At 72.6% G+C, this 10,706-nt stretch carries 10 protein-coding genes; 2 read left to right on the top strand and 8 right to left on the bottom strand.

The window, feature by feature from the left end; genetic code table 11:
• Positions 1-116 precede the first annotated feature (116 nt).
• From GCU69_RS04365 to GCU69_RS04345, 5 genes are all read right to left on the bottom strand, one after another.
• Entirely contained in the window at positions 117-827 is a 711-nt protein-coding gene (locus GCU69_RS04365) for a DedA family protein (protein WP_156205167.1), read from the bottom strand.
• A gap of 341 nt (positions 828-1,168) precedes the next feature.
• A complete protein-coding gene (locus tag GCU69_RS04360) occupies positions 1,169-1,864 on the bottom strand; it encodes a PadR family transcriptional regulator (RefSeq protein WP_098752515.1) in 696 nt (231 codons plus the stop codon).
• A 299-nt stretch (positions 1,865-2,163) separates the two neighbouring features.
• Complete coding sequence (locus GCU69_RS04355; RefSeq protein ID WP_098752516.1) at positions 2,164-2,706, bottom strand: DinB family protein; 543 nt, start codon at positions 2,704-2,706, stop codon at positions 2,164-2,166.
• 259 nt (positions 2,707-2,965) lie between these two features.
• Entirely contained in the window at positions 2,966-4,423 is a 1,458-nt protein-coding gene (locus tag GCU69_RS04350; RefSeq protein ID WP_098752517.1) for an aldehyde dehydrogenase family protein, read from the bottom strand.
• A gap of 85 nt (positions 4,424-4,508) precedes the next feature.
• On the bottom strand, positions 4,509-5,345 hold the full coding sequence (locus GCU69_RS04345; RefSeq protein ID WP_176604522.1) for a helix-turn-helix domain-containing protein: 837 nt from the start codon (positions 5,343-5,345) through the stop codon (positions 4,509-4,511).
• A gap of 346 nt (positions 5,346-5,691) precedes the next feature.
• On the opposite strand from GCU69_RS04345, the gene GCU69_RS04340 reads away from it, so the two are divergent.
• Positions 5,692-6,234 carry an ATP-binding protein gene (locus tag GCU69_RS04340; RefSeq protein WP_156205166.1) on the top strand — a complete coding sequence of 181 codons (543 nt, stop codon included), beginning with the start codon at positions 5,692-5,694 and terminating at the stop codon, positions 6,232-6,234.
• A 196-nt stretch (positions 6,235-6,430) separates the two neighbouring features.
• On the opposite strand, the gene GCU69_RS04335 is transcribed toward GCU69_RS04340, so the two are convergent.
• On the bottom strand, positions 6,431-6,670 hold the full coding sequence (locus tag GCU69_RS04335) for a DUF397 domain-containing protein (RefSeq protein WP_098752520.1): 240 nt from the start codon (positions 6,668-6,670) through the stop codon (positions 6,431-6,433).
• A 558-nt stretch (positions 6,671-7,228) separates the two neighbouring features.
• Here GCU69_RS04335 and GCU69_RS04330 point away from each other — a divergent pair.
• On the top strand, positions 7,229-8,764 hold the full coding sequence (locus GCU69_RS04330) for an ATP-dependent DNA ligase (RefSeq protein ID WP_098752521.1): 1,536 nt from the start codon (positions 7,229-7,231) through the stop codon (positions 8,762-8,764).
• 74 nt (positions 8,765-8,838) lie between these two features.
• On the opposite strand, the gene GCU69_RS04325 is transcribed toward GCU69_RS04330, so the two are convergent.
• Together GCU69_RS04325 and GCU69_RS04320 are read right to left on the bottom strand one after the other, a co-directional pair.
• Positions 8,839-9,681: a lysophospholipid acyltransferase family protein gene (locus GCU69_RS04325; RefSeq protein ID WP_235978210.1), complete on the bottom strand. Its 843-nt coding sequence runs from the start codon at positions 9,679-9,681 to the stop codon at positions 8,839-8,841.
• A 29-nt stretch (positions 9,682-9,710) separates the two neighbouring features.
• A complete protein-coding gene (locus tag GCU69_RS04320) occupies positions 9,711-10,547 on the bottom strand; it encodes a GNAT family N-acetyltransferase (protein ID WP_156205165.1) in 837 nt (278 codons plus the stop codon).
• Positions 10,548-10,706: the final 159 nt, after the last annotated feature.

The following is a 10,706-nucleotide window of genomic DNA, read 5'->3' as shown; positions in this document are numbered from 1 at the left end:
CGCTCCGGTGTTCCGTGCGTGTCCGGCGGGCGCGGTCGGTGGTCGGCGCTGGTCGGCTGTCGGTGGTCGAGGGTCGGCGGTCGGCGGTCGGCGGTCGGCCGTCCCGGCGTACGCGGTCAGCGCTTGGCGTGCCGGCCGCGCTGCGGGCCCTCGGGCCGGACGACGTCCTGCGGAACGCGCGCGGCGACGTCCGCCGCCGCGCGCCGGTTCTGCTTCCGGGCCCGGAGGTACTCGATGACGATCGGCAGCACGGAGAGCAGGACGATCAGGATCAGGATCTTCTCGATGTGCTCGTGCACCAGGTCGATCTGGCCGAGGAAGTAGCCGAGGATCGTGACACCGGCGCCCCACAGCATGCCGCCGATGATGTTGAAGGTGATGAACGAGCGGTAGTTCATCCGGCTGACGCCCGCGATGATCGGCGTGAACGTCCGCACGATCGGCACGAAGCGGGCGAGGACCAGCGACTTGGGGCCGTACTTCTCGAAGAACTCATGAGCCTTCTCGACGTTCTCCTGCTTGAAGAACTTCGAGTCGGGCCGCTTGAACAGCGCGGGGCCGACCTTCCGCCCGAACAGATAGCCCACCTGGTCACCGATGATCGCGGCGAGCACGATGAGCGTGCACACCAGCCACAGCGGGTAGTGCAGATACTGGTCGGTGGCGACCAGCAGGCCGGTGGTGAAGAGCAGCGAGTCGCCGGGCAGGAAGAAGCCGATGAGCAGGCCGGACTCGGCGAACACGATCGTCAGGATGCCGATCAGGCCGAACGTCTGGATCAGATAGTCCGGGTCCAGCCAGCTGGGGCCGAGCGCGAGAGTGGTCACGGGAAGAGAGGCTCCTGGGTCGGGGGCGCAGGCTGGGCCCGGGCACAGGTCGTGGAGTCGGGTGCCGGGACTGGGGGAGCAGGCGCGGCGGCCCCAAGCTATCAACGCCGGACGGGACGCTTCAGTTCCAGTCCGCCGCTCCGGAAACCGTCCGGCGCTCCGGAGGCCGTCCGGCGCTCCCGAAACCGTCCCGCCCGGCACCCGGCTGCCTTCCGCCCGGCCCCCGAACCGCCACCGCCCGCCCCGGCAGCCGGCTGCCCGCCCGGCCCCCGGGACCGCCCCGTCCCGCCCCGCCCCGCAGTCCGGGCCGCGCGACCCCCTCCGCCGCCCGGTCGGCCCGGTCATCCCCCGCCGGGGCCCCCGGGGTCTCCGCCAGGATTTTCGCCGGGGCCTCCGCCGGAGTTCCCGGACTCGCGCGCGGCCCGGTCCGCGTACGGATTCACGGCCCCCGGAGGCAGTACGTCGAGCGACCGCTCACCCTCGCCCGCCATCACGTACGCGCCCGCCTCCAGCCGCTCGATCAGCCCGCGCGTCCACGCCGCGCTGCTCTCGGCCTCGTGCGTCCAGAGCTTCATGATCTCGCCGATGTGCCCCCACTCCTCCGGGGCGGCCGGCGGGGTCCAGTGCCGGCCGACCTCCTCCCGCCACGCCTCCAGGGCCGCGACCCGCTGCTTGAGCAGCGAGACCGCCTCGGCGCGCGGGAGGTCGACGATGAACCCGACCCCGGCCGTGAGCATGTCGGGCTTCTCGTCGTGCCGCAGCAGCGCCTCGCGCAGCAGGCTGAAGAACTCCCGCTCGCCCTCGTCGGTCAGCTCGTACTCGGTGCGGGGCGGGCCGCCCGCGGTGCTCGGCGCGGTGTCGTGCTCGATCAGCAGTCCCTGCTTGGCCATCTGCTTCAGCGCGTGGTAGATCGAGCCGGGCTTGGCGTTCGACCACTCGTGCGCGCCCCAGAACTCGAGGTCGTTGCGCACCTGGTAGCCGTGTGCGCGGCCGTGCTGGCGGACCGCGCCGAGCACCAGGAGTCGCGTCGCTGACATCGGCAGAACTCGTCCTCTCGCCCGGCCGGCCCGTACGACGTCACCCTAAGCGCTGTCCCGTGCTCCCCGGCGGGCGCACCGCGAACGACGGCTGCGGCACCTCGCCGCGTGGCCGGACCGCCGGAGCGCGCCCGGTGGGAGTCCGGCTCCCCGCCTCGCGACGCACCGCGGACCCGGCGCCGCGCACCGATCCACCGGGAACCGCGGGACAGCCCTCGGAGCCACCGGGTACGGCCCGCCCGGAGCGTGGCGGACGACAGGGCCGCCGTCCCGCGCCGGGCCGGCACCGGGCCCGCGGGCTATCCCGCTTCCCGCTCCAGGTCGACCAGCTCGAACGCGGTCCTGCCGTCCAGCGACTCGCGGATCACGTCGGCATGGCCGGCGTGCCGGGCCACCTCCTGGATCAGGGTCAGCACCATCCACCGCTGCGACCGCTTGCTGTCCTTGGGGAACCAGGGCGCCTCCGGCAGCGCGAAGAGGGCGTCGAAGTCCTCCAGCGAACGGACGTGCTCCTCCGTGCGGCGGGCCACCTGCTCCCACTCGGCGAGCTTCCCGGCCACGGTCTCGTCGCCGACCAGCTGGAAGCTCTCGTGCCAGTTCGTCTCGTTCCGGACGTAGCTGTACGGCAGGCCCCGGGCGGTCCGCACCCAGCCGTCCTCCGTCTCCACGAGGTGCTTGAGAAGCCCGGACAGCGACAGCTCGCTGGCGCTGGGCTTCCGCGCCGCCTGCTCGTCGGTCAGCCCGAGCAGGGCCCGCCGGACGCCGCCGCGCTGGGCCTCCAGGTAGTCGAGCAGGGCGCCGCGCTCGTCGCCGTGGGCTTCCGCGTTGACCAGAGTGGGCATGATGCGGCCTTTCCGTAACCGGGGTGTGGGTCGCGGAACACGTTCCGGTGTGTTCCGCGACTCCCAAGCTAGAGAGGCTTGCGGTCAGCTTCTGTCCGCAAAGCCCGCAGCCGGCCATCCCGCAAGCCCGCCGGTCCGCCGGTCCGCCGGTCCGCAGGTCCGCCGGTCCGCAAGCCGGCAAGCCCTCCCCGGGCACGAAAAAGCCCGGAGCCTCACGGGCTCCGGGCCCTCCCCGGCACCGGCTCACGCGCGAGCCGGGTCAGAACGGGAACGCGCTGCGCCCGTGCTGGATCGAGATCCACTTCTGGGTGGTGAAGCAGTCCACCATCGACTCGCCGTTCAGCCGTCCGACGCCGGAGTTCTTCTCGCCGCCGAAGGGGACGATCGGCTCGTCGTGCACCGTGCCGTCGTTGACGTGGATCATGCCCGTCTCGATGCGCTTGGCGATCCGTACACCGCGCTCGACGTCCCGGGTGTGCACGGCGCCGCTGAGTCCGTACGGCGTCCGGTTGGCGATGCGTACGGCCTCCTCCTCGCCGTCGAAGGGCACCAGCACCGCCACCGGGCCGAAGATCTCCTGCTGGAGCGCCTCAGCGTCCTCGGCGACGCCGGTCAGCACAGTCGGCGACACCAGATTGCCGTCGGTCTCGCCGCGCACCAGCGCGGTGGCGCCGGCCTCGATCGACCGTTCCACCAGCGCCGTGATGTGCTCCGCCTGCGAGCTGTTGATCAGCGGGCCGAGGTGGGTCCGCGGGTCGGCCGGGTCGCCGGTGCGCAGGGTGCGGACCTTCGCGACGAACTTGTCGGTGAACTCGCGCTCGACGCGGCGGTCGAGCAGCACCCGGTTGGCCGCCATGCAGACCTGGCCCTGGTGCACGAAGCGGCTGAACACGGCGGCGTCGACGGCGTAGTCGATGTCGGCGTCGTCGAGCACGATCAGGGCGCTGTTGCCGCCGAGTTCGAGCACGGTGCGCTTGAAGTGGGCGGCGGCGACGGTGCCGACGTGCCGGCCGACCTTGTCGGAGCCGGTGAACGAGATGGCCTTCGGAACCGGGTGCTCGATGAAGGCGTCGCCTATCTCGGCTATGTCGGTGATCACGACGTTGAGCAGCCCGGGCGGCAGCCCGGCGTCCTCGAACACCTTGGCCACCAGCGCGCCGCCGACGACCGGGGTGTTCTGGTGCGGCTTGAGGACGACGCCGTTGCCCAGCGCGAGGGCGGGGGCGACCGACTTGATCGAGAGCAGGAAGGGGAAGTTGAAGGGGCTGATGACGCCCACGACGCCGACCGGGACGCGGTAGACGCGGTTCTCCTTGCCGTCGGCGGCGGAGGGGATGATGCGGCCCTCCGGGCGCAGCGCCAGCTGCATCGCCTCGCGCAGGAACTCCTTGGCGAGGTGCAGTTCGAAGCCGGCTTTCAGCCGGGTGCCGCCGAGTTCGGTGACGATCGCCTCGGCGATGTCCTCCTCGCGCTCCTCGACGATGCGCAGGGCGCGTTCCATGACGACGCGCCGCGCGTACGCGTTGGTGGCGCCCCAGCCGCGCTGGGCGCGCTCCGCGGCCCGGTAGGCCTCGTCGACCTCCGCGGTCGTCGCGATGGTGATCGCGGCCAGCTTGTCCCCGGTGTAGGGGTTGAAGTCGATGATGTCCCAGGAGCCGCTGCCGGACTTCCACGCACCGTCGATGTACTGATGGGCCAACTCTGTGAAGTACGACATGCCACCCCTGACTAGGAGGCCGGAGCACCGGGAGGGGCGCCCGCGGGAGGTACGGACTCCTGATGGCTTTTCATCGTACTGATATTCACGCTTCTTGGAGGATCTTCGTCACCAGATCCCTCGACTCGGCCGGCGACAGGCTGTCCTTGTGCAGCCGGTCCATCACCCGCCGGTAGTGCGCGACGTCCTCGGCCTTGTCGAGATAGAGCGCGCTGGTGAGCTGTTCCAGATAGACCACGTCGGGAAGGTCGGACTCGGGGAAGCGCAGCATCGTGAAGGCTCCGCTCTCGCCCGCGTGCCCGCCGAAGGAGAACGGCATGACCTGGAGGGTGAGCCGGGGGTGCTCGGAGACCTCGGCCAGGTGCTTCAACTGGCCGCGCATCACCTCCGCGTCGCCGTAGGGGCGGTGCAGCGCGGCCTCGTCCAGGACGATGTGGACGTCCGGTCCGCGCTCGGCGACCAGGAGCTTCTGCCGCTCCATGCGCAGCGCCACCCGCTTGTCGACCTCCTCGGCCGAGGCGTTCGGCTGGCCGCGGGTGACGACGGCGTGCACATAGCCCTCGGTCTGCAGCAGGCCGTGCACGAACTGCACCTCGTAGGCGCGGATGTAGGAGGCGGCGCCCTCCAGGCCGACATAGGTCTGGAACCAGCCGGGCAGTACGTCGCCGAAGCTGTGCCACCAGCCCGCGACGTTCGCCTCCTTGGCCAGCCCCAGGAGCGCCTCGCGCTCGGCCGCGTCCGTGACTCCGTAGAGCGTCAGCAGGTCCGCCACGTCCCGCGCTTTGAAGCTCACCCTGCCCAACTCCATCCGGCTGATCTTGGACTCACTCGCACGGATGGAGTAGCCGGCCGCTTCCCGCGTCACGCCCCGGGATTCGCGGAGGCGTCTCAGCTGCGAGCCGAGCAGGATGCGGCGCACCATGGAGCCGCCCGATCCCGCGGGCCCGTCCGTTCCACTTCCCGGCTGCCCTGTGGCCATGTCCCGACTGCCCTGTCTCCGTTGGTGATGCACTGCGACCGTCAACAGCGGCAGTCTGCCACTTCCGGGCTCCGTTGCGTGCCCGTGTGGTTACACAGATGGGATGTGAGTGTGGCCACTGCTTCAGGGGCGTAGGGAGAAATTTCGGAGAAACCCGTACGGGTCCGGGCAATGCCGTCAGCTGCACGTGCATCTGCCCTTGCATCTGCCGTACGCATTCGGAACGATGGGCCCTGCTACACCAGCAGTCTGCCGTGACCGAATTCCACTTGGGCCGGGAGTACCTCGCATGGGGACCGATGGATCGACCATGCTCGAGCCGTTAGGGCGGGAGCTCCCGTCCCTCGGCCCCGTGGCCGCCTCGAGCTCCCTGTCCTGCTCGCTGGCCCCGCATTTCGAGTCCGTCGGCGGCGCCCGCAGATTCACCCGCTCCGCACTGCTGGACTGGGATCTCGACGAGCACTTCGACACGGTCGGCCTCGTCGTCTCGGAGCTGGTCACCAACGCCCTGCGGCACGCGCTGCCCGCCGTGCGCCCGCTGCCGCTCGGCGCGCCCCGGGTCGAGCCCGGCGTACGGCTGCACCTGCTGCGCTGGACCTCGCGCCTGGTGTGCGCGGTCCGGGACCCCAGCGACGACAGCCCGGTGGCGCGCTCCCACGCCCCGGAGGAGCCGGACTGCACGGGCGAGTCGGGCCGGGGGCTCCATCTCGTCGAGGCGTTCAGCGACAGCTGGGGCTGGCACCCGCTCGCGGGGACGCTGCGCGGCAAGGTCGTCTGGGCGCTCTTCCGGCTGCCGGGACCCTCTCTGCAGGTCCCGCCCCCGCGGGGCTGACGCGGGGCCCGGTGCGCCGGGTCCGCCGCGCACGGCTCCCGCCCCGGCCGCACCCGGCTCCACGAGCCGGGCTGACCGGGCCGACCGGGCTGACCGGACCGGCCGAGCCGACCGGGCCGACCGGACTTTCACGGCCGCCCTCGCGGGCGGTGCGGGCGGTGCGGGCGCGAGGGACGGTCGCGGACACCGGCGCGGGTCAGTCGCGTATCAGATGGTCGAACTCGCCGTCCTTGACGCCGAGCAGCATGGCCTCGACCTCGGCCGGGGTGTAGATCAGCGCCGGCCCGTCCGGAAAGCGCGAGTTCCGCACGGCCACTTCTCCCCCGGGCAGCTTGGCGAACTCGACGCAGGATCCCTGCGAATTGCTGTGCCTGCTCTTCTGCCAACGGACCCCGCGAAGATCCGTGGCCGCCATGCCGTTGTACGCGTGGTGCACTGGACTCTCCCGATTAGCGCTCGGCGGTATCCCCGCCGCACGGGTGGGGGATGTCGGCTGACCGGATCATAACTGTGTTCACGTGCCGGTGCATGAGCGGATGCACGTGCACCAGGGGTGGCCGAATCACTCCGCACGGTTTCCGGCGGGTCCGCAATTCACCGGTTTATTTGGACGAGTGCACCAGCCGCTGTTCGCACGCCCCGCCACTCCGGCCCGCGAACCGGCCCTTCACCGTCGCCGTGACGTACATCACCCGTCAACTCTTCGGCTCGTTCTGTTCGCCTGGTGTGCTCGCGCGTGACGGGTGTTGCTCCTGTTGCTCATATGAAGGATGCGGAGAAGGCCGGACAGGTTGATTCCCGGGCCCCGCAATTTCTTGTGACTTTCGTTTCACCGTCCGTGGCGCGGACTTTTCGAGATTGCGGGCTCCGTTTCCGTAGCACTGCGCAATGCCATATGGACCTGGTGTTACGCCACATACGTGAAAGCTCCGGAGGGCGTGGCGGCGGGACCGGGAGGGGAGCGAATGCGGGCGGGACGGGCGAGGATGGAGACATGTTGCTGGCCGAGCTCGCCCGGACCTCCGCCGAGGTCGCCGCCACCTCCGCCCGTTCGGCGAAGGTGAGCCGTCTCGCCCGGCTGTTCCGGGACGCGGAGCCCGCCGAGGCGCCGCTGATCATCACCTATCTGGCCGGCCGGCTGCCGCAGCGGAAGACCGGCGTCGGCTGGAGCACCCTCAGACAGCCGCGGCCCCCGGCGCCGGAGCCACGGCTCGGCGTGCTGGAGGTGGACGCCGCGCTGAGCCGGATCGCGGCCGTCTCCGGCAAGGGCGCGCAGACCGAACGGAAGCGCCTGGTCGACGCGTTGCTGACCGCGGCCACCGCGGAGGAACAGCACTTCCTGCTCGGGCTGCTCGGCGGTGAGCTGCGGCAGGGCGCGCTCGACGCGCTCGCGGTGGAGGGGCTGGCGGAGGCCACCGGCGCGGCCCCCGCCGACGTACGCCGTGCCGTGATGCTCGGCGGCTCGCTCGGCGCCGTCGCCGAGGTCCTGCTCGACCGCGGCCCGGACGCCCTGGCGGACTTCCGGCTCCGGGTCGGCGGCCCGGTGCTGCCGATGCTCGCGCACACCGCGAAGGACGTGGACGAGGCGCTGGACAAACTGGGGCCGTGCGCCGTGGAGGAGAAGCTCGACGGCATCCGGGTGCAGGTGCACCGGGACACCGGCGGCGTACGGGTCTGGACGCGCACGCTGGACGAGATCACGCACCGGCTGCCCGAGGTGGTGGCCGCGGCCCGCGAACTGCCCGTCACCGAGGCCGTGCTCGACGGCGAGGTGATCGCGCTCGGCGCGGACGGGCGGCCCCGGCCGTTCCAGGAGGTCGCCGGGCGGGTGGGCTCCCGGCTCGACGTGGAGACGGCCCGGGCCGCGCTGCCGCTCTCCGCCGTCTTCTTCGACCTGCTGTACGTGGACGGCCGCGACCTGCTGGAACTGCCGGCGGCACGGCGGCACGAGGAGCTGGCCCGGGTCGTACCGGAGCCGTTGCGGGTGCGGCGGCTGGAGGCCGCCGACCCGGCGGACGAGCGGACCCGGCGCGCCGTACGGGAGTTCACGGAGGACGTGCTCGCGCGCGGCCACGAGGGTGTCGTCGTCAAGGGGCTGGACGCCGCCTACAGCGCCGGCCGGCGCGGCGCCTCCTGGCTGAAGGTGAAGCCTGTACACACCCTGGACCTGGTGGTGCTCGCCGCGGAGTGGGGGCACGGGCGGCGGACCGGCAAGCTGTCGAACCTGCATCTGGGCGCCCGTCGCCCGGACGGCTCGTTCGCGATGCTCGGCAAGACCTTCAAGGGCCTCACGGACCGGCTGCTGGCCTGGCAGACCGAGCGGCTCACCGAACTGGCGACCGGGCACGAGCCCTGGGGGGTGACGGTCCGTCCGGAGCTGGTGGTGGAGGTGGCGTTCGACGGGGTTCAGCGGTCGACGCGCTACCCGGAGGGCGTGACGCTGCGCTTCGCGCGGGTGCTCCGCTACCGCGACGACAAGCCGGCCTCCGAGGCCGACTCGGTGGAGTCCGTGCTGGCGCTGCTGCGCTGACGACGCCCTCCCCGGGCGGCGCGCGGGCAGGTCCGCGCGGCACGGCCGCCGCCCGGCCGGCCGGGGAGCACCGCTCATCCGGCCCGCTCGCGCGGGACCGTCCGGGGGCGTTCCCGGACGGGCCGCGGCCCGGCACCGGCGGGGTCCGCGGCCCGTACGGCCCGCTGGGCGCGTTCGGCGAGCGAGCGCCGGTCGTCCACGCCGGGCACCGGCAGCACCGGGTTGTGCGCCCGGAGACGCACGGTGAGCCCGTCGGCGGCCAGCACACGGCGCAGCGAGGCACCGAAGTCGTCCTCGCCGACGAAGGCGGCCACGGTGCTGGGCACCCCGTGCTGCCGGTAGCCGACGGTCACCGGGCGGACGGGGGCACCCGCGTCGAGGGCGGCCTCGAAGACCGCCCGCCGGAAGCGCCCCCCGGTGCCGGAACACCGGGTGACGCCCTCGGGGAAGACCATCACGGAGCGGCCGGTGCGGAGCAGCGCGGCGAGTTCGCCGACGGTGCCGGGGAGGGAGCGCAGGCTGTCGCGGTCGATGAACCGGGTGCCCGCGCGCCGCACCACCGGGCCGACGACCGGCCAGCCGGCGATCTCCCGCTTGGCGAGCACGGTCACGGGTTCGACGGCGAGCAGGGCGACGACGTCGAGCCAGGAGATGTGGTTGGCGACGACGAGCGTGCCGGGCTCCGGAGCGCCGGGGGCGGGCGGCGCGGCGCGCACGCCGAGCCGGGCGCCGTCCGTTTCCAGCCGTACGCCGAGGGCGTCGAGCGCGGAACGGGCGGACGCGCGCAGCACCTCCGGGTCGGCGATCCGCTCCCCGCTCGCCATCGCCCGGGTCACCACGCGGGCGAAGGCGGCCGCGCGGCGCAGGGTGCGGCGGGCGGGCGGCCGGGTGCCGGTGCGGGTGACGCAGGCGCTCACCGTGCAGGGGGAGGTTGCCGTCCAGGGGTTCACCGGACGTCGCCGAGGAAGAAGCGCCGGTAGCGCTCGTTCATCCGCTCGGTGTCCAGCAGCACGAAGAAGTCCGCGTCGCCGAAGGCCCGGTCGTGCTGCGGCGCCCCGCACATCCAGGCACCGGCGCGCAGATAGCCGCGGAGCAGCGGCGGGAGTTCGGCGGGGTCCGGAGCGCCGTCGAGCGGGCCGGACGGCGTCCACGGGTCGAGGGGCCGGACGCGCAGCTCGGGCGGCGCGGCGTGCTTGCCGGTGCCCAGCAGCCAGGCGTTGACGGCGGCCCGTTCGCCGCCGGCCAGCGACACGGAGGCGCAGCCCGCGAGGTAGCGGTGGCCGGACAGCAGGACGTAGCGGGCCAGTCCGGTCCACATGAGGTTGATGACGGCGCCGGTGCGGTGGTCCGGGTGCACACAGGCGCGGCCCGCCTCGACCATCCGGTCGCGCACCTGGGCGGGGAGGGTCCGCAGGTCGAACTCGGTCTCGGAGTAGAGGCGTTCGCTGCGGCCGGGCGGCAGCAGCCGATAGGTGCCGACGACCTCGCCGGTGGTGTTGTCCGTGACCACCAGGTGGTCCATCACGGCGTCGAACTCGTCCTGGTCGCGGCCGTCGGGCGCGTTGAGCCGGGCGCCCCGCTCCTCGCCGAAGACCTGGTGCCGCAGCCGCTGCGCGGCGTGCACCAGCTCCTCGGTGCCGGCTATCGCGACGGTGTACGGGGCGGCGCTGCCGGGGGCGGCCGGGCCGGTGGGGGTGAGGACTGGAGCGGTGGGGGTGAGGACTGGAGCGGCTGCGGCGGGCGGTGTCGTGGCGGGGGCGGTGGGAGGTGTCGTCGAAAGCATGGCGTCCCGTCTCCGTATCTCAGGAACTCAGGCTTCCGGAGTCTGGCCGTCACCGCGGACGGGGCGGTGTCCGTACGGTGTTTCGCGCGCTTCCGGCCGGTGACGATGCGATGCCCCCGGCGGCGGCCCGCCCTCCGGGCCCCGGTGCGCCCGGCCCGG

This window comes from Streptomyces lycii, assembly GCF_009735685.1.
In the GTDB taxonomy this organism is placed as follows: domain Bacteria; phylum Actinomycetota; class Actinomycetes; order Streptomycetales; family Streptomycetaceae; genus Streptomyces; species Streptomyces lycii.
This window is presented reverse-complemented; position numbering and strand designations above follow the sequence as displayed.

Coding starts and splice junctions, on each gene's coding strand:
- GCU69_RS04360 (WP_098752515.1), bottom strand. CDS start 1,864: ATGTCAGCGACGCGACTCCTGGTGCTCGGCGCGGTCCGCCAGCACGGC.
- GCU69_RS04355 (WP_098752516.1), bottom strand. CDS start 2,706: ATGCCCACTCTGGTCAACGCGGAAGCCCACGGCGACGAGCGCGGCGCC.
- GCU69_RS04350 (WP_098752517.1), bottom strand. CDS start 4,423: ATGTCGTACTTCACAGAGTTGGCCCATCAGTACATCGACGGTGCGTGG.
- GCU69_RS04345 (WP_176604522.1), bottom strand. CDS start 5,345: ATGGTGCGCCGCATCCTGCTCGGCTCGCAGCTGAGACGCCTCCGCGAA.
- GCU69_RS04340 (WP_156205166.1), top strand. CDS start 5,692: ATGGGGACCGATGGATCGACCATGCTCGAGCCGTTAGGGCGGGAGCTC.
- GCU69_RS04330 (WP_098752521.1), top strand. CDS start 7,229: ATGTTGCTGGCCGAGCTCGCCCGGACCTCCGCCGAGGTCGCCGCCACC.
- GCU69_RS04320 (WP_156205165.1), bottom strand. CDS start 10,547: ATGCTTTCGACGACACCTCCCACCGCCCCCGCCACGACACCGCCCGCC.